Origin of the sequence: Methylophaga sp. (genome assembly GCF_048266885.1) — a bacterium.
GTDB lineage: Bacteria > Pseudomonadota > Gammaproteobacteria > Nitrosococcales > Methylophagaceae > Methylophaga.
On the sequence record NZ_JBLWYR010000008.1, the window covers coordinates 73,162 to 92,361 of the forward strand.

The 19,200-nt window shown below is 42.6% G+C and carries 16 protein-coding genes and 2 pseudogenes; 13 read left to right on the forward strand and 5 right to left on the reverse strand.

The window, feature by feature from the left end:
* The first annotated feature begins 4 nt into the window (after nucleotides 1-4).
* On the forward strand, nucleotides 5-1,828 hold the full coding sequence (locus ACN0V2_RS05610; RefSeq protein ID WP_417549847.1) for a TonB-dependent receptor: 1,824 nt from the start codon (nucleotides 5-7) through the stop codon (nucleotides 1,826-1,828).
* 68 nt (nucleotides 1,829-1,896) lie between these two features.
* Here ACN0V2_RS05610 and ACN0V2_RS05615 read toward each other — a convergent pair whose 3' ends face one another.
* Nucleotides 1,897-3,579 carry an NAD-dependent malic enzyme gene (locus ACN0V2_RS05615; protein WP_417549812.1) on the reverse strand — a complete coding sequence of 561 codons (1,683 nt, stop codon included), beginning with the start codon at nucleotides 3,577-3,579 and terminating at the stop codon, nucleotides 1,897-1,899.
* 234 nt (nucleotides 3,580-3,813) lie between these two features.
* Between ACN0V2_RS05615 and ACN0V2_RS05620 the strand changes: the two genes are divergently transcribed.
* Both ACN0V2_RS05620 and ACN0V2_RS05625 read left to right on the forward strand, forming a co-directional pair.
* Entirely contained in the window at nucleotides 3,814-4,155 is a 342-nt protein-coding gene (locus tag ACN0V2_RS05620; protein ID WP_417549813.1) for a DUF2845 domain-containing protein, read from the forward strand.
* Between the two features lie 155 nt (nucleotides 4,156-4,310).
* Entirely contained in the window at nucleotides 4,311-4,619 is a 309-nt protein-coding gene (locus ACN0V2_RS05625; RefSeq protein WP_417549814.1) for a hypothetical protein, read from the forward strand.
* Between the two features lie 35 nt (nucleotides 4,620-4,654).
* Here ACN0V2_RS05625 and ACN0V2_RS05630 read toward each other — a convergent pair whose 3' ends face one another.
* Together ACN0V2_RS05630 and ACN0V2_RS05635 are read right to left on the reverse strand one after the other, a co-directional pair.
* Nucleotides 4,655-5,317, reverse strand: a complete 663-nt coding sequence (locus ACN0V2_RS05630; protein WP_417549815.1) for an HAD family hydrolase — start codon at nucleotides 5,315-5,317, stop codon at nucleotides 4,655-4,657.
* Between the two features lie 83 nt (nucleotides 5,318-5,400).
* A complete protein-coding gene (locus tag ACN0V2_RS05635) occupies nucleotides 5,401-6,201 on the reverse strand; it encodes a quinoprotein dehydrogenase-associated SoxYZ-like carrier (protein WP_417549816.1) in 801 nt (266 codons plus the stop codon).
* A 152-nt stretch (nucleotides 6,202-6,353) separates the two neighbouring features.
* Here ACN0V2_RS05635 and soxC point away from each other — a divergent pair, with 152 nt between their 5' ends.
* A complete protein-coding gene (soxC, locus tag ACN0V2_RS05640) occupies nucleotides 6,354-7,592 on the forward strand; it encodes a sulfite dehydrogenase (RefSeq protein WP_417549817.1) in 1,239 nt (412 codons plus the stop codon).
* Nucleotides 7,579-8,097 carry a c-type cytochrome gene (locus ACN0V2_RS05645; protein ID WP_417549818.1) on the forward strand — a complete coding sequence of 173 codons (519 nt, stop codon included), beginning with the start codon at nucleotides 7,579-7,581 and terminating at the stop codon, nucleotides 8,095-8,097. The genes soxC and ACN0V2_RS05645 overlap by 14 nt, the downstream gene beginning before the upstream one ends.
* 62 nt (nucleotides 8,098-8,159) lie before the next feature.
* Here the strand turns inward: ACN0V2_RS05645 and ACN0V2_RS05650 are convergent, their stop codons facing one another.
* On the reverse strand, nucleotides 8,160-8,804 hold the full coding sequence (locus tag ACN0V2_RS05650) for an arylesterase (RefSeq protein ID WP_417549819.1): 645 nt from the start codon (nucleotides 8,802-8,804) through the stop codon (nucleotides 8,160-8,162).
* Nucleotides 8,805-8,832: 28 nt separating this feature from the next.
* Between ACN0V2_RS05650 and ACN0V2_RS05655 the strand changes: the two genes are divergently transcribed.
* From ACN0V2_RS05655 to ACN0V2_RS05670, 4 genes are all read left to right on the forward strand, one after another.
* Nucleotides 8,833-9,564 carry an ABC transporter ATP-binding protein gene (locus ACN0V2_RS05655; protein WP_417549820.1) on the forward strand — a complete coding sequence of 244 codons (732 nt, stop codon included), beginning with the start codon at nucleotides 8,833-8,835 and terminating at the stop codon, nucleotides 9,562-9,564.
* A complete protein-coding gene (locus ACN0V2_RS05660; RefSeq protein WP_417549821.1) occupies nucleotides 9,561-12,044 on the forward strand; it encodes an ABC transporter permease in 2,484 nt (827 codons plus the stop codon). The genes ACN0V2_RS05655 and ACN0V2_RS05660 overlap by 4 nt, the downstream gene beginning before the upstream one ends.
* Nucleotides 12,045-12,165: 121 nt before the next feature.
* Nucleotides 12,166-12,867 carry a monofunctional biosynthetic peptidoglycan transglycosylase gene (mtgA, locus tag ACN0V2_RS05665; protein ID WP_417549822.1) on the forward strand — a complete coding sequence of 234 codons (702 nt, stop codon included), beginning with the start codon at nucleotides 12,166-12,168 and terminating at the stop codon, nucleotides 12,865-12,867.
* 93 nt (nucleotides 12,868-12,960) lie between these two features.
* Nucleotides 12,961-13,191 carry a DUF2789 domain-containing protein gene (locus ACN0V2_RS05670; protein ID WP_417549823.1) on the forward strand — a complete coding sequence of 77 codons (231 nt, stop codon included), beginning with the start codon at nucleotides 12,961-12,963 and terminating at the stop codon, nucleotides 13,189-13,191.
* A 99-nt stretch (nucleotides 13,192-13,290) separates the two neighbouring features.
* Here ACN0V2_RS05670 and ACN0V2_RS05675 read toward each other — a convergent pair whose 3' ends face one another.
* Nucleotides 13,291-13,677: a YkvA family protein gene (locus ACN0V2_RS05675; protein WP_417549824.1), complete on the reverse strand. Its 387-nt coding sequence runs from the start codon at nucleotides 13,675-13,677 to the stop codon at nucleotides 13,291-13,293.
* Nucleotides 13,678-13,892: 215 nt separating this feature from the next.
* Between ACN0V2_RS05675 and ACN0V2_RS05680 the strand changes: the two are divergent.
* The 4 genes and pseudogenes from ACN0V2_RS05680 to ACN0V2_RS05695 all read left to right on the forward strand — a co-directional run.
* Nucleotides 13,893-14,660: pseudogene (locus ACN0V2_RS05680) on the forward strand (PAS domain-containing protein); the annotation flags it as partial.
* A 153-nt stretch (nucleotides 14,661-14,813) separates the two neighbouring features.
* Nucleotides 14,814-15,188: pseudogene (locus ACN0V2_RS05685) on the forward strand (methyl-accepting chemotaxis protein); the annotation flags it as partial.
* Nucleotides 15,189-15,342: 154 nt separating this feature from the next.
* Nucleotides 15,343-16,362, forward strand: coding sequence for an ABC transporter substrate-binding protein (locus ACN0V2_RS05690; RefSeq protein ID WP_417549825.1), 1,020 nt, complete (start codon nucleotides 15,343-15,345; stop codon nucleotides 16,360-16,362).
* Entirely contained in the window at nucleotides 16,359-18,650 is a 2,292-nt protein-coding gene (locus ACN0V2_RS05695; RefSeq protein WP_417549826.1) for an ATP-binding protein, read from the forward strand. The genes ACN0V2_RS05690 and ACN0V2_RS05695 overlap by 4 nt, the downstream gene beginning before the upstream one ends.
* Nucleotides 18,651-19,200 lie beyond the last annotated feature (550 nt).

Below are 19,200 nucleotides of genomic sequence, written 5' to 3' on the forward strand. Positions count from 1 at the left end.
CGATATTGCCTACAATGGCCTGTATTCGTTGTTGCCCCGACAGTATATCGCAACGGAGCTATTTGAGCGGGTGGAAGTATTACGTGGCGCTTCAGCATTTCTGACCGGTGCTAGCCCGGGCGGCAACGCTATCGGCGGTGCTATTAATTTGCTGCCTAAACGGGCGCCCAACTATGACTTAAACCGCTTCACTGTCGGTGCATCACACAATGATCAACGCAATGTTGCTGCCGATGTGGCACGACGTTTCGGTGAAAATGACGAGTTTGGCATTCGGGTCAATGCTGCCCATCACAATGGTGGTACCTCGATTGACGATGAAAATGCCGAGCTGAACCTGTTCAGCGTAGGTATGGATTATCGGGGTGATCGACTGCGTTTATCAGCGGATATGGGCTATCAAAATCATCAATTAGATGAAACGCGAACCAATGTTTCGATTAACGGCTTAACCGATGTCGTACCGAAAGCGCCAGATGCGAGCAAAAACTGGGCACAGCCCTGGAGCTATTCCAATGAAGAGGATGTGTTTGGCACCTTCCGTGCAGAATATGACCTCAACGATAATGTGACTGCCTGGGCAGCGTATGGCTTGCGCCGGACAGATGAAGACAATTCGCTGGCTAATTTTACGCTCCAGGATGCCCGCTCCGGAGATGGGGTTATGGGCAGATTTGATAATGCCCGCGAAGATCGTGTTGATACTGGTGAAATCGGCTTTAGAGGCAATTTTGATACGGGTGCAGTCGGCCATGAATGGGTGGTTTCATATTCATATTTCCAACTCGAAACAAAGAATGCATTCATTGGTGAGTTTGGTGATCGCCGCCTGGACAGTAATTTATACAATCCGGTTTATTACAATAGACCTGGTTTTGGTAGTGGCGCTGCTACTGGAACATTCTTTGGCAATGAACTCGACTCGCCTATGTTAACTGGCAGAACAAAACTGAACAGCTTTGCCATTGGTGACACGCTCTCTTTTATGGATGAGCGTTTGTTATTGACGCTGGGTGCCCGACATCAGTCCATCAAAGTTGATAACTATAGTAGCGACTCAGAATTTGCGACGGCTGGGGTTCGGACTTCCTATGAGGACAGTGAGATCACCCCGTCAGTTGGTGCGGTATTTAAGGTCACTGATCAAGTGTCACTCTACGCCAACTATATTGAGAGTTTGGCGCAAGGCGACACTGCACCGGGCACCGGTGTGATTAATGTCGGAGAGTCATTGTCACCGTATGTTTCGGAACAAAAAGAGGTGGGCATCAAATATGAGACGGGGCAGTTAGGTCTGGGCTTGGCCTATTTCACAACGTCAAAACCCAGAGCGGTCATTGAAAATAATATCTTTAAAGAGTCAGGAGAAGATGAACATAAAGGTGTTGAACTGACCGTTTACGGCAAAGCTTCTGACAATGTCAAAGTTTTGGGTGGCGTGACCTGGCTGGATACAGAGCAGAAAGACACTGGGAATGTCACAATTGATGGCAATGAAGTAATTGGAGTGGCTGAATGGCAGGCCAACATTGGTGCGGAATGGGAAATCCCTCATGTGGATGGTCTGGCGCTGGATTCCCTCGTTACTTATACCGGTTCGCGTTATGCCGATGACGCGAATACACTTAAAGTGGATGATTGGACGACGGTTGATATTGGTGCCCGTTATATTTTGGCGGTCGGTAATCAGGACTTGACGTTCAGAGCGCGGGTACATAACTTATTCGACCGTGATTACTGGGCTTCGGTGGGTGGTTTCCCGGGAAATGGCTATTTGGCGCTTGGTGCTCCTCGCACAGTTACGTTAAGCGCGACGATGGATTTCTAATCCAATCACTTGTGTAATTCAAAAACGGCTTGCAGTAATTTACTGCAAGCCGATTTTATGTTTACTGATTAGACATTAACCCGTTGATATTCTCGATACTGGGGTAACCAGAAGTTATCTTCAATTGCCTGTAATAAAGCACTTTCAGTCATTTCGGGAGCCAGTTGTTTTTGCTGAGCATGTTTGGCTACTTCAAAGGCAATCTTTTTGCTTAGTTCCGCCGTATCGGTTAATGGTGGGAGAAGTTCCTGGTTACCTGGGGTAGTCATTGGGGAGGCAGCTGCCAGCACTTCACTGGCAATCATTAACATATCATCGGTAATTCGTTCTATTCCGGCAGCAACAACGGCAAGGCCCAGCCCCGGGAAAATATAGCTGTTATTACATTGGGCTATAGGATAAAAATTTCCATCATAAACGACCGGCGTGAAAGGGCTGCCTGTTGCAATAAGTGCATTGCCATCTGTCCACTCGATAAGTTGCTGAGGATGGGCTTCTATCTGCTTGGATGGATTGCTTAACGGGAAAATAATTGGTTTTGGACAATGCAAATACATGGATTTGATTATTGCCTCGGTAAAGATTCCTGCCTGTCCTGAAACCCCAATCAACACGGTTGGTTTTACATTTTCAATCACTTCAGCCAAGTTGGCATTGATACCTGACATATTCCATGTAGCACACACCAAATCCAGCTGAGCCAGTTTTTGTTGAAAATCCGGTAGTCCAGGTAATGATTGAGTCAGCAGACCCGGTCTGTCAATCATAAAAATGTGTTTGCGGGCATCAACTTCACTGGTGCCTTCAGTCATCATTTGTGCCACGATTTGCTCGGCGATACCACAGCCAGCAGAACCTGCCCCAACAAATACAATAGTTTGCTGGGAAAGTGTTTGTTGTTTGGCACGACAAGCCGCCAATAATGAACCCACGGTTACTGCAGCCGTACCCTGAATATCATCATTAAAACAGCAAAGTTCATCACGATATCGATTTAATAATGGCAAGGCTTTACGCTGCTCAAAATCTTCAAACTGCAACAGTGCATTTGGCCAGCGTTTTTTGATAGCGGTCATAAACAAATCGATAAACTCATCATATTGCTGAGCATCAATGCGTGGGTGCTGCCAGCCAATATATTGAGGGTTATCTAACAAATCAGGGTTATCCGTTCCCACATCCAACATGATGGGCAGAGTATAGGCCGGGCTGATGCCGCCACAGACGGTATATAAAGAAAGCTTGCCAATGGGGATGCCCATGCCGCCAACACCTTGATCACCTAAGCCCAGAATCCTGCTGCCATCTGTGACCACAATGACTTTGACATTGCGTTTGGTGGCATTAAGCAAAATCTCATCGATATGATGCCGGTCAGGATAAGAAATAAACAAACCCCGTGCACGACGATAGATTTGCGAAAACCGCTCACATGCATCGCCAACAGTAGGGGTATAGATGATTGGCATCATCTCCTGCAAATGTTGTTCAAGCAGGTAATAAAACAGTGTTTCGTTATTGTCCTGAATGGTGCGCAAATAGATGTGTTTGTTTATCGGTTCAATAAAACTGGAATATTGCTGATAGGCACGCTCAGCCTGCTGTTCAATCGTTTCAAATCGCTGAGGTATCAAACCCTTGAGATTAAATTGTTGCCGTTCCGCTTCACTGAATGCTGTGCCCTTATTAAGAAGTGAAGTCGCTAGTAGGGTCGGACCAGCATAGGTGATATAAATAGGTTTGGACGGCATTTTGATAACATTCCGGTTGAAGGTGGTTGAGGTCAGTATAAACATCGGTCAGTATCAAAATTCAACTGTTATTGCTTTTTAAATTGCGGTTTTTGATACAAATAAACAAATAAATTTGTTAAGAAAGTGAACTTTTTTGATTAATGGTTAACTTAGCTGTTGACGAAGGGCACCTTAAGGTCGCATATTGTCACGAATTCAACTTATACCTGCTGCTACTTTATGAGGAATTTCATGTCTTTATCACACCTAATCGCAGTGTCAATGGCGACACTATTAGTCTCTGCAACGGCAGTTGCCGGAAATTCTTCTTCACACGAAGACAGTATGGCTTGTGGCGCCAATAGTATTACGATTGGTATGAGTACTGATGATATAAAAGCAATATGCGGGCAATTTTGGGAGCCAGCATTTATCAGTGTTCATACTCGGCCTGTACTTAGAAAAGTTGCTGATTCCGACGTGGAAAATGATCAATTTGAAAAGTGGCTTTATCGTATCGTCGAAAAACAAGAAACTCATGTGATTATTAAGAATGGGCAAATTGTGAAAATATTTAACACTCCCCAACCTTAATAAACTATCTAAATGATGATGCATAAAAACGGCCTTAATGGCCGTTTTTTTGTAGAAAAATAGACTCATGATGACCATTTTTTCTATCGAGGATTTTAATGTTAGTTGGGTGGTCATAAGCCTGAGTTGAATCTAAATTCATTAAGAGCTACGTCATGAAAAAATCTATTTTTGTTGCTTTACCGATGTTGACCTGTTTAAGCGGCCCTCTTTTCGCAGAAGAGATGGAAAATAATAAAGAGTGTCAACTTATCGCCAACCTTACTGGGGATTATCATCATCACAAGCAATCAGGTAAATCCAAAGAGGAAGTGCAACAAACATTACGGCCAGAGTTTGCCAATGAAGAATTCTTACGTGTCGTAGATCTGGCAATTAATCTCGCCTACACTTTTCCAAATGATTTATCCGAAGAAGCGGTCGAGCAACAAGTTTTTCAAGGCTGTGAGCAGCATCAAAAATAATAGTGTCGCGATAAAACCGAGTCGGTGATGATTTGTTATGTACAGAGACGAGCGGTAAGAAGATCACTTAATTTAATTTCGTTTAAAGAATGTAGGTAATGTCTCGTCATCGAATTAATCAGGCTATCAGCAGCACGAAGGGCATTGACATAGATAACATGCATACCGGCGGCATGAGCTGCTGTGACGCCAGTAGGAGAATCCTCAAACACTAAACAATGTTGTGGATCCACATTTAAATTTTCAGCACTTTTTAAATAAATTTCTGGGTGGGGCTTGGTGTGGGTAACATCGTCTGCGGTCTGAATCGACTTAAAATACGACTCAATTTCCAGACACTGTAATACGGTTTCGCAAACGGGTTTAGGAGCATTGGTGGCTAAGCCAATCGGTATGTTTAACCTATCAATTTCTTGCAGTAGATTTAATGCTCCCAGCATCGCTTGCGGACGAAACCGAATCTGCTGACACACTTGCTCAATAACGTTTTGTTCAGCGTCTTCAAGTGAAAAAGGCATGGTGGCCTTTTGAGACCAATATTCCGATACTTGCCGCATATTCATATTGCGGGTAGCACGTTGATCATATTCCGTTACTTCAATGCCGTAACGGGAAAAAACCAACTTTTCCGAGTCATCCCAAATCTGTTCAGAATCGACAATGACGCCATCCATATCAAAAATAATGGCTTTTATCATAAGGTATTTTTCAATCTTTATAAAATAACCAGCGCAACAGAGAACAAGACCTGTTGCGCTGGTTGAATACGAAACGAAATGAATTAAAGCGTTTTTTCTGCGGTGAACTGCATTTCTTTAGTATCGGTGATTAACGCTTTTAATGTACCTTTTTCCTTGGGGGTAAAGGTAAAGCGAACACTGGGATCTTCACTGACTGAAATACCAGCCTCCAACGCTATCAGCGTCTGATCCTGATAACTGATATCAATTTTATTCACGTAGTGCGGTGGAATATATTGACGGGATTTTTGATCAAATTGAAGTCCATTGTAGTTAGGGTGGCTGACAATTACTTGCGCATCAACCGGACTGCCAATAGTTGGAGCTCGCATCCGAATTTGGGTTTTACCAAGACGGGCTAAGGCTGCTTCGGCATCTTTCCCCGCCGGTGCACTGCAACCGCCTGAGGCTTTTACAAACGTCGATACCATATGCAGTGAACCATCATTCATTTCCGCTATCGCCCGAATATCAGTGTATTGATCGACACGCATTCGGGTGGAGATAGCCACTTCATCCAGTGCATCGCTCAAGGTAAATTTGGCTGAGTAGGGACCAGGGTTATTGTCGATCACAATATGAATATATTTGATGTAATGTTCGGCAGATTGTGGCACCAAAGATTTAATCGTGATCGGCACAATCGCCGCGTCTTCAGCGCGTTTAGGAGCTTCGATAACCAATAAGTCAGTAGCGTTTTCTCTAATTTGTTTATCTCCAAAATAGGCAGTTTTTAATTGCGGCCATAATGGTTCAGCGGGCGTGTCCGCTTTAACTGTGCTCATACCTATTAAAAAAGTTGTCAAGATCAAGCTGAGTAGTGCAAGGTTGTTTTTTTTCATTTTTATTCTCTCCAAAAAGGTCATGCAAAGTTATAGACTAAAAAGTGGATAAAAAATTACAGCCAAAACATATTTTTTTCATCGTGTGTAATTTTGTCTTAAATTAGGCGTCATATAAGCTACCAGCAAGCGATAAGGTCGAGGAATTTAACATGACACTGCGCCGTCGGAATTTTTTAAAAAACAGTTTATTGCTTTCTGGCGGAGCCATGGCCTTCAGTCTCCCTGTTCGAGCAGATAATCAAGCTATATCTGAACTACCTGCTTCAATGCAGCAACCTGGAAAACCTTTTAGTAATTACGGTCAGCCATCAGAATATGAAAAAACGGTCATTCGATGGATAAGTGCTAATAGCGATGTGCCTGGAAATGGCGTTTCCTGGTCACCTTTACATGAATTGGCCGGTACTATCACGCCAAATGGGCTGCATTTTGAACGTCATCACAATGGTGTGCCGCAAATCGATCCTAAACAGCATGAATTTGTTATCAATGGTTTAGTCGAAAATCCGTTAACGTTTTCTGTCACGAATTTGCTCCGCTATCCGATGCATTCGCGTATTTGTTTTATTGAATGTGGCGGTAACAGCAACACCAGTTGGCGAACAGAACCCGTGCAGTCTGCTGCGGGGTACACCCATGGATTAGTGTCAAATGCAGAGTGGACCGGGGTTCCAGTAAAGTTGCTACTGAAAGAGGCTGGCGTAAAACCTGAGGCGAAATGGGTTATTGCAGAAGGGGCGGATGGCGCTTCGTTGAATATTTCCATTCCAATTGAAAAATTACTCGACGATGCGTTTATTGCGCTTTATCAAAATGGCGAACGATTGCGTCCGGAAAATGGCTATCCGATGCGTTTAATTCTGCCCGGATGGGAGGGCATAACCCATGTAAAGTGGTTACGCCAACTTCTGTTGGTGGAGTCGCCTGCCCAATCACGGGATGAAACTGCACAATACACGGAGTTAATGCCTGACGGTAATGCGCAGCAGTTCAGTTTTATTATGCAGCCCAAATCGATTATCACTTCTCCCTCTGTGGGAATGGTACTACCGGATAATCCGGGTATCTATCAAATTAGTGGATTGGCCTGGTCTGGTTTTGGCAAGGTGGCTAAAGTTGAAGTCAGTTGTGATGGCGGAGAAAGCTGGCAAGAGGCCTCGCTGCAAACGCCGGTGTTAGATAAAGCTTTCACGCGGTTTACTATTGGTTGGCAATGGAATGGCGAGGCGGCAATTTTACAAAGTCGCGTGACGGATGAAGCAGGTAACATTCAGCCGACGCGCGAGGTGCTGATGGCTGAAAAAGGCAAACATAACTTCTTTCATTACAATGCGATTATTAGTTGGGAAGTGGATCCTTCAGGGGAGATATTTCATGTTTATGCTTAAGGCCGCCGTTTTTGCATCGGTTATAGTGAATTCTCCAGTATTGGCCGATGAACTCTACCAATCAAAGGGCAAGATCGATCACGAATTAAACAGCGCAACTAAATGGAATTTAACGATATTTCCATCAGGCAAAAATCTTCCCGAGGGACAAGGAACAGTCAGTCAGGGAGCGGAGTTATTTGCCAGCCAATGTGCTAGCTGCCATGGACAGAATGGCAGAGGCGGTTCAGCCATGGCATTAACCGGGGATGTAGGCAGTCTGAGCTCTGAATATCCTGAGAAAACCGTAAACAGCTTTTGGCCTTATGCAACCACTTTGTTCGATTACATACGCAGAACAATGCCGCCTCAAGCACCTTTTTCACTTAGCGCAGATCAAGCTTATGCATTATCAGCATTTATTCTTGCTCAAGATGGCTTGGTGCCTGAAGATGGACAGTTATCCCAGCAGAATATTCATCAGGTTCAGATGCCCAATCAACACGGATTCTATACTCAGCCTTGAGATAACTTACCGATGATGCAGTAACTATCGCTTTAATACTGTCATTAAACGCGGGGGCAGAATTAATCCAAATCCAGCAAAGCCAGTAACTCTGACCAAATATTATCGAGTAGTTGAGGTTGTGCCTTTGCTGTTGGATGAATACCATCTGCCTGCATCATTGCCTCGCCATCATAAACATCGGCCAGGAAAAACGGCAGGAAGGCAAGATTATATTCTTCTGCCAGGCTTGAATAAACATCGGCAAATGCAGTTGTATAACGAGGACCATAGTTAGGTGGAATTTCGATGCCTACCAGTAATACTTCGGCACCTTGCTGTTGGGATAAATGAATCATTTTGGCTAAATTATTGCGAATAACATCGGGTGGGAAACCTCGTAAACCATCGTTTCCACCTAACTCGATAACCACGATTGCCGGATTATGTTTATCCAGTAAATCCGGTAATCTGCGTAAACCACCGTCGGTTGTTTCACCACTAATACTGGCATTGGCTACATTCCAGGTGCCGGGTGTTTCTTGTTCAAGCCGATCTTTAAGCAGTTCAACCCAAGCGGCATCACTGTCGATGCCATAGGCTGCACTAAGACTGTCGCCAACGATCAGCAGGTTTTTTCGTTCTACATCGTCAGCATGTGCCTGAAAGCTGAAAAGTACTAAAAATAGCCAGATAAAGAATGTGTGTGTAGGTAATAAGGTTTTCATAACCACCAATTAAATATGTGAGGAAAGCATGTCCACTGATAGACAACCGAATCCATCAAACGACTTCATGATTCAGGTAGAAAACCTGTCACATGCTGTTGATTTGGGTACTGACAAACTATCGATTCTGCAGCACGTTAATCTGGATATCCGCAAAGGAGAATCAGCTGCCATCATTGGTCGTTCTGGTTCGGGTAAAACCACCTTACTAGGGTTACTCGCTGGACTGGATTTGCCCAGCAGCGGAACTGTGAGCCTAGATGGACATATTATCAGTGCTTTGTCCGAAGATGAACGGGCTAGTCTTCGTTCACAACGTGTGGGCTTTGTATTTCAGTCATTTCAACTATTACCAACTTTGTCAGCAATTGAAAATGTTATGTTACCCATTGAGTTAGCTGGTTTACCTGATGCAAAATCTAAGGCTGAAACCTTGCTTAAGCGAGTTGGCCTTGGCGAACGAATGCAACATACGCCGCGGCAATTATCGGGTGGTGAGCAACAACGGGTGGCAATTGCCAGAGCCTTTGCGGTTGATCCTCAAGTGTTATTTGCCGACGAGCCTACCGGTAATTTGGATACCCGCACCGGCGAAGCAATCACTGAATTACTCATGACGTTGAACCGGGAACAAGGTACTACATTGGTGATGGTAACCCATGATCAGCAATTGGCTGAGCGTTGTCAGCGGCATTTTGTCATTGAAGCCGGCGTATTACATGAAAAAATTGCTACCGATGCTGAGGTGATATCTGCATGAGTGTGACCCGTAAAGTAATTTCGTTCTCTCAGGATTTACGTGAGCGAAACGTTAAAGTAATGCTGGTGGCCATGATTATCGCGGTCGCGACAGTGGCCACTATTAATGCCTTTGCTGATCATCTGCAACGAACCTTAATGACATCAGCCAGTGCTTTTTTAGCGGCTGATCGTCAGTTAAATAGTCGAACCAACGCACCCATTCCAGAGGCTTGGTATGCAGAAGCAGAAAATTTAGGTCTAGAAGTTGGCCGAATGATTGAGTTTGGCACCATGGTGTCTAATGAAAGCCAATTTCAACTGGTTGCGGTCAAGGCGATTGATAACGCCTATCCATTACGCGGTGAGATTGAATGGCAAGCCGATCTGGATAGTCCAAGACAAATCGCTACTTCGGGCCCTGGACCTGGTGAAGTCTGGTTGAATCCGCGACTTATGCGTTTATTGGAGTTACGACCTGGTGATGCTTTGGAAGTGGGGGCAACTTCGCTTGAAGTGACGGGCGTGATTATGCGTGAACCAGATGGCGGCTTTCGACTTTCCGATTTGGCACCACGCGTCATGATGCATGTTGATGATGTGCCAGCGACCGAAGTGATCCAACCTGGTAGTCGTGTTCGACACCGTGGACTATTTGCTGGAGATGCTTCGGCATTGGCAGATTTTGAGGCCTGGTTGGAACCACAGTTAACCGATAATTTCCGTTGGGTTGATGTTCGGCAAGGTGAAACGTTAGGTGAATCACTGGAGAAAGCAGAAGGCTTTTTATTGCTCGGTGGCAGTTTGGCTGTGTTGCTGGCTGTGGTAGCCATTGCGGTTGCCAGCCGCCAATATGCATTAAGTCAACGGGATCGCGTGGCCTTATTAAAAACCATGGGATTGACTGGTAAGCGCATTCGTAAATTGTATTTATCACGATTGATAGTGTGGGGACTGATGGCAACAGTTATTGGCTTAATGCTTGCCATACCGGCAGCCTGGCTATTGGCTTCAATGACCGCGCAATTAATGGATCAGCCGCTACAATTTGAGGTGGATTTTTGGCAACTTTGGCCAGCTATCTTAACTGCTTTATTGGCTTTGTTTGCCTTTGCCTATCCACCGATTGATCGGTTACGCAATACCCCAGCAATGCGGGTGTTTCGCAGTTTACCAAGCAATGATAAAGCCGCTTTAGCTAAAGATTTAGTATTAGCTGTTGCAGTGATATTTGGTTTGTTATGGGTCTATGTTAGCGATATCAAGCTGGTAATGGCTTTAATAGGTGCCGTTATTGCTTTGATCGTTTCCTTGGCAATTGCCGGTACCGGACTTATCTGGTTATTACGCAGATTTCCTGCAGGAAAGGGTAGTTGGCGGTTAGCGGTGATTGCGTTGTATCGGCATCGTAATGCCACTTTGTCACAAATGTCAGTATTTGCCATGACAATTATGTTGGCGGCAACGTTAGTTCTGGTGCGCTCCTCATTGCTAGCCGACTGGCAGGCACAGTTGCCGGAAGATGCACCGAATCACTTTTTATTAAATATCGCACCGGAATCTGTAGATCAAGTTGAAGCGTTTTTTACGGATAATGATTTAAATCGAAGTCCGTTATATCCGATTATCAGAGGCCGACTGACCGAGATTAATGCTGAGCCGGCTGAAGAAGTGGCGTTAAACAAAGATGATGATGAACTACGCCGGGAATTAAACCTGACAATTTCGAATAGTTATCCGGAGGATAATCAAATTATCGCTGGAGAGTGGTTTGCACCTGGTGACACAAAGGGGCTTTCGATTGAGCAGTCATTAGCTGAATCACTAGGTGTCGAGGTGGGGGATGAATTGGGCTTTACGGTGGGCGCTGAAAAAGTAAAAGCAACGATCACCAGTATTCGCAGTGTGCAGTGGGACAGCATGCGGCCCAACTTTTTTATCATCTTTCCACCTAAAGGCGGGATAGATGGATTGCCCAGTACTTCACTCACTAGCTTTTATCTTGCTGAGCAGGATAAATCGTTACTGAATGATTTTGTGCGACAGTTTCCCACCATTTCAGTGTTAGAAATTGATCATATTATCGAGCGCATTCAACAGATTATTCGTCAGGTAACCCAGGCGGTAGAAGCGATATTGCTGATGATTTTATTAGCAGCGATTGCGGTGATGGTAGCAGTGGTTAGTGCAACGATGTCAGAACGGCAACGTGAAGGCGCATTACTGCGAACCTTGGGCGGACAACAGCAATTGCTGGTGAGAGCCACAATGATTGAGTTTGCCTTGATTGGTTTTCTAGCCGGTATTCTTGGCGTGCTGGCTGCTGAAATAGCGGTATGGGCATTGCAAAATCGTATGTTTGATGGCGAGTTTCGCTGGCATTGGCCGGTGGTAATCAGCTTGCCATTTATCAGTGCGTTTATTTTAGCCTTATTAGGCCGCTGGCAATTGTCCCCAGTATTAACGGTGTCGCCGATGTTATTGCTTCGAAGGCTTGAATAATAACTTGATAGTGCGGTATAGGAATAGCCAATAAAACGTTATAAGTTGCATGGCAAAAATAAACCTCTCATCATGTGCAGGTTTTTATACATAGTAGCTGGCTATTTAATTAGGAATGACTGTGCGTCGAGTTTATCGTTTTATTTTACGAGTAATACTGTTAGCGATATTGGCGTTTGTTCTGCTAAGTCTGTTGTTGGTATTGCCATTTCGTTGGCTGAATCCTCCTATCACCATGGTTATGGCAGATAGATGGATTCACTCATCGGAAGATTTTCAGTTACGTAAGACCTGGTTAAGCTGGGACGAGATTCCTAAACATGCAGCACTTGCTGTGGTAGCTTCTGAGGATCAGAAGTTTCCGCTGCACAGTGGATTTGATCTGAAAGCTATTCAACAGGCACTCAATGAACGTGAACGGCGGGGTGGCTTGCGTGGAGCAAGCACTATTAGCCAGCAAGTCGCTAAAAATATGTATCTATGGACCGGTCGGAGTTGGTTCAGAAAAGGCTTAGAGGTCTGGTTTACCTTGTTGATTGAACTCACCTGGAGCAAACAACGAATTCTTGAGGTATATCTGAATATTGCCGAGTGGGGCGAGGGCGTGTTTGGATTGGAAGCGGCTAGTCAGCATCATTTTTCACGGTCAGCTGCTAATTTAACCCCGATGCAAGCAGCATTATTAGCCTCTTCGTTACCCAGCCCATTAAATTATGACCCTGCAAGGCCTGCACAACATTTGTACAAACGCGCCGAATGGAATTTACAACAACAACGGCGTTTGGGAGGAGTTAAGTGGTTGGAGCCTCTCAGACAGCCATAATTTTGATGCGAATTTGATAATTATGTCAAAAAGCGTAGTTTGTTAGACCTATCGTTTCGATAGACGTTTTCTTCGTTTTTTTGGAGGATAGTGATGGATACATCAGTTCACACAATGGAAAACTTATTCCTGCAGCTTGGGCTCGATAACAGTGAAGAGGCGATTGAGCAGTTTATTAAAGAACACGACCTGCCTGAAAACGTCAAACTGGAAAATGCCTATTTCTGGTCGCCAGCACAATCGGCGTTTATCAAAGAGTGTCTGACCCAGGATTCGGATTGGGCCGAAGTGGTTGATCAGCTTAATGTCCAATTACGCCAATAAACGTTAAGACAAGCTAGTATGGTATGTTCGATGAACACTTTGAAGCAAACAGACTGAACAGTTAGAAGAATTTGCTAACACCCACAGCGACTGATTGATTCAATGATTTAGCCAATGCCAAACGTAATACCCAAATACTGACATAACGATTATCCAGCAGAAAATTATTACGCTGGCAGCATACCTGTTGTGGAATAAGCGAACAGGGTGCTCTTTCGCTTTAATAATACACTCCTGCCATACCTTCTCAGGTATGCATTTCACTAAAATATAAATAGCCAATGGCAGTAAAAGTAGTTCGTCCAAATAGCCAAGAATCGGAATAAAATCTGGGATCAGATCGATTGGGCTTAATGCATAAGCCACTACAGCAATACTCATCCACTTTATCCAATTAGACACTGCCGAGTGCTGACTGGCGAGGTATAACGCAGTAAGTTGCATTTTCATCTGCTCAGCAAACAGTTGCAGTTTTTTTATGAACATTGATTCTTATTTTGCCCGTGAAGGATTTTTATTTTATGAAAGTCGCATGGTTAGAAATAATGATATTGATTTTTCTTCAAAATCTTTTTTAATTATTGACACTAATTTCACACAAATTAAGGATTAATATGCCAACAAAAGTATATGTTCATGGTGTATAAATACGCTAGTGACATGATATAAATAACAAAATCCACTTTAAGGATAAATTTATTATGTTTAATAAAAAATTAAAAGATGATTTGGCGACATCGTATTATAAAAATGAAGAAATACAGAGCTTAATTGATTCAATAAAGAGTTCAGTTGCCACCATCCAATTCGACACAAACGGCATAATTTTTGATGTAAATAATATTTTCCTCTCTGAGGTAGGCTACCAAAAAGAGGATTTAATAGGCCAACATCACCGAATCTTCTGTGAAGCAGATTACGCTAAATCTTCTGAATATAAAGGCTTCTGGGAAGACCTGAGACAAGGAAAGATAAAGTCTGGCACCTTTAAACGGCTGACTAAATCACAAAAAGTTGTGTGGTTAGAAGCGACTTATTTTCCAATTGTAAACAAAGCAAATAAAGTGACGTCTATTTTTAAAATTGCATCAGATGTGACGAACTCGGTTAATAAAATTCGTGACCTTGACGCCGTCTTTAATGCTTTGAACCGTTCTATGGCTGTTATTGAATTCTCAGTTGATGGTTATATTCTAAAAGCAAATGACAATTTTCTGGATGCTGTTGGGTACACGATAGATGAGCTTATTGGTAAACACCATAAAATGCTTTGCTTTGATAAGTTCTATGAAGAAAATCCAAATTTCTGGTCAGAAATGAATTCAGGACGTTTTTTCTCAGATCAGTATGAAAGGAAAAATGCATCAGGACAGTCAATATGGTTAGAAGCTTCATATAACCCGGTTTTTGATGACAAGGGTAAAGTGGTTAAAATAATCAAATTTGCCAGCGACATTACGGCTAAAGTTGAGCTCAACGATAAAATTATTCGAGCCGCTGAGATGTCATTTTCAACTGCCGAAGAAACGTCGCAAATCGCGAGAAATGGTTCTGAATTACTGATTACTTCTGTACAAATGTCAACCTCGATATTGCAACATGTTGCTGAGACTTCCGCCAACATTGAGCAGTTAAATGACGAATCCAAAAACATTGAAAATATTGTTTCTACGATTAACGACATTGCTGAACAAACCAACCTACTAGCATTAAATGCGGCGATTGAAGCTGCACGTGCTGGTGATCAAGGACGTGGATTTGCAGTAGTCGCAGATGAAGTAAGAAAACTCGCCTCCAGAACCAGCACTTCAACTGAAGAGATTAAAGAAGTTGTGCGAAAAAATCGTAAGTTGACCCATGATGTCACAGAAAAAATGGAGAGCGTGAAACAACGTGCAATGGACAGTAACGAACAGTTAACGGCTGTATCTTCTGTAATGACTGAAATATTACAAGGGGCAGAAGATGTATCGCGAACGGTTTCTTCTCTGTTATAAGTTTAATGAAGGATTGGATACAAAAATAGTTTATTGTGGGTTATAAACAGGGAATATTTAAAGCTAAATAACACCCGGTTGGAAAATAATTAAAGTCAGAGTGAATTGGTACGCAATAAATAACATGAGCATATGACCAATGATGGGATCTAAGATGGGCTTAAAAAGCGTATTGATATTACTGGTCATTGTGTTATCAGCTTGTGGTTCAGAAAACTCAGATGAACCCACATTACGCATTGCAGGGGTAAATTATTTGGGTGATTTACCCACCTTAGTTGCTGATAAAGATCAAATTTTCAAAAAACATCATTTAAATGTGCAAATCAGTTTTAATGATTCTGGCAAGCAAAGTCTTGAGGATTTAAAAGCCGGTAAAGTTGATTTCGCCTTAATGGCACCAACTCCCTTCATGTTAGATAAGTTAACCAACGTTTATATGGAACACCCTGTGAACGAACCCGTTATATTGGGAAATCTTTTGCATTCTACGTTGATGAATCAAATACTGACATCATCCACAGATAAAAACATACAAACCGTTTATGACCTCAAAGGCGGTCGGGTTGGTTTAGCTAAAGGCTCCAATGCGGAATATATATGGTGGTTATATTCGACTTTCTACCAAGTTAAATTTGATGACGTAGAAATAATTGATCTAGAGCCAAAAGAGTTGGGGCAAGCGCTCATTGATAAAAAAGTCGACGCAATTGTCACTTGGCAGCCGTGGACAAATCATCTTATTGCTAAATATGGCGATAAGATCAAACAAATTGAGGGTAGCCATGTACACACTGCTAAATGGCTGTTGGTGACTACCCGGCAAATGGTTGAAGAGAATCCTGAATATTGTCAGCAATTACTCAAAGCATATGCTGAAGCAATAAGTGTCATACATACTGACACCGAAAACATAATGAAAATGTATAGCGAGGAGATGACTAAAGTAGGTCTTGTCGGTAACAATTATGAACCAGGATTACATCAGTTAAATTTAAATTGGTCACTTATTTCAGAGTTCAATCAAGGAATTCAATGGGCTAAACTTAATAACTTTCCGGGTTCAGAAAATAAAACCGATGTTATTTCTTGGTTTGCTCCAGAACCTTTGCGAGCTGTCCAACCATTTTCAGTCAAGATCCCCACAGTCAAAGTGGATGATATTCAGCCATGAAATTGATAAAAATGTCTCTCGTTTTTATCAGCGCGTGTTTGTTTGGGCTACTATTTTTAATTATTTTAGCCACATGGAGTTATAAGCAAGTCGAGCTAAAACGTGCTGAAGTCGATTACCTTGGAAAAATTAATCATAAAATTGATGCGCTATCGGTTGGTAGCGACAATTTATTAATATTTCGGCCAGATGAAAAGTTTTGGCAAGCGTTTATAACGGATGCTCGTACAATCCAGGCCGAACTATCAAGTTTGGAGACAGGGAAATTTAACGCACAGCGTGCAGTGCGTCATATAGATCATTTAATCAAATCGTTAGAAGATGCTTATCAATCAACACCCGAAAATATAGATGAAATTAATAATGATTACCTCCTTAACCCATTGGCCTTACCCTTAAGATCAAGGTTACTTATTAATCAAGTTGCTGATCATGGGATTGCTATTGAGAGCGCCATAGATCAATTGATACAAGAAAACCAACAAATTATTCAAAGTCATATCAACCGGATTTTGTTTGTTTTTATGCTATCTGCACTGATCTTTGGTGTATTGTGCGTCATCGCATTTAGCATCATATATCAACGCATTGCGATACCAACCCGAAGCCTAATCAACACCATTAAGCGAATATCTGAAAACGACGATAATGCACGCGCGCAGGTTATTGGTAAAGATGAAATGGCGGAGTTGTCAATTGCCTTCAATGCACTTTTAGATCAAAAAGATCGAGCCAATCAACAGATCATTCAACAGCAAAGTGAATTAACAAAACAAGCCAATTTATTAGAGATCGCTGGACGTGTCACTCGTTTTGGTGGTTGGTCCGTTGATATGGCCAGTCATCAGGTTAAGTGGTCAAATATGGTCGCTAAAATTCATGGTAAACCTAACGGTTATTCCCCAAGTATTGAAGAGGGGCTTTCCTTTTATATTCCTGAGCATCGACCTCGGATAAAAGAATTGTTCAACACGTGTTTTGAATATGGCACACCTTATGATGTTGAATTACAAATCCTTAATACAGCTGGGGAAAAGATTTGGATTCGCTCATCAGGCGAAGCAGTTCGAAATAGCGCTGGCAAGATAACTGGGGTTCAAGGCGCATTTCAGGACATATCTGAGCGTATGGAACTGGAAAACCGTCTTCGCCAATCTCAACGTTTAGAGGCGGTAGGACAATTAACCGGCGGGGTAGCGCACGATTTCAATAATTTGTTGACTGTCGTTATTGGTAATTCGCAAATTCTTGCTGAGACACTTGATGATTCAAACAAACTCAAACCATTAGCCGAGATGGTTTTGCAAGCGGGCTATCGTGGAGCAGAGCTAACCCGTAGTTTATTGGCCTTTGCTCGTAAACAACCTCTCGATCCTAAGCCAGTCGATGTTAAGCAATTAATTGCTCTATTGTGGCCTTTACTCGAACGAGCTGTCGGGGCAGAGATTTCCATTCAATTGATTTCAGACGATCATTTACAACGGGTAATGGTAGATGCAGGGCAATTTGAAAATGCTGTACTTAACCTTGCTTTGAATGCCAAAGATGCGATGCCGAAAGGTGGCCAAATTGTTATCGAAGCTCAAAATACGCATCTTCCAGAAAAATATGCCCAAAACCACGAGATTGATTCCGGTGATTATGTCGTTATTGCAATATCCGATTCCGGATGTGGAATTGAATCCGACAAAATCGATAAAGTCTTTGAACCCTTTTTCACAACCAAACCTAAAGACAAAGGAACGGGGCTAGGCTTAGCGATGGTGTATGGCTTTATCAAGCAGAGTAACGGGCACGTTAATATCTATTCAGAACATGAACAAGGCACAACGGTCAGGCTGTATTTACCCGTTGTAACTGATAATGTACTTGAAGTAACTAATCAGGCTTTGAAAGCCGCCGACATACAAATGGGACATGAACATATATTGGTCGTTGAAGATGATGCATTGGTGCGTGAATACGTTGTGTCACAACTGACAGTCTTAGGTTATGACGTTGTCTCTGCCGGTGATGGTAAACAGGCCATGCAGATCATTGAATCAGACCGAGCTATTGACTTGTTGTTGACGGATGTCATTCTGCCAGATGGTTTAAACGGTCGGAAAATTGCCGAGAACGCAGTCAAGTTACGACCTACACTGCGGGTTTTATATACCTCGGGTTATACCGAGAACTCTATTGTGCATCATGGCCGATTGGATCCTGGTGTATTACTTTTATCCAAACCCTATAACCGTGAAGAATTGGCGAATAAGGTCAGAATGGCATTGGAAGGCACGGTGTAAAATTGTGAGTAATAACTTTTTATCAAAGATCTTACGGTTACGTGTCAGTGCTAATTCATAAAATCAAAGCCAAGAATTAACGCCTTGCTCCTTTCTCCACTCAAACAAAATACCCTAAGCGATTGAAACTCTCACATGATGCTTAAACCCAATCATCTAAGGCTAACATTGCGTGACCATGAGTCATATATAGCCATTAAATCGCTACTTCCTCGATGCTACTAACAGAAAAAAATTATCTATCCCATTGGCACAAACTCAATTTTGACAACCTGAAACTTTTCCTTTTGATTTGTAAAAATTACATGATTTTTCCATAGTTTAATAATGGAAAGTTCCTAATTATTAATAAGCTAAATTGTTTAAAGAATACTTTATTATTGCATCCTAACTAACTGAAAAATAATAATATATATGTAGGTTAATGGGTAATATTGTGATGGATCTGATGGCTTGTTTTTATTTGGCACAAGGATTGCGATGTATGCAATACAAGGAATGCATCATCGGCACTTTCCTTGATTGCTTAAAATTTGGCAAACATAAAATA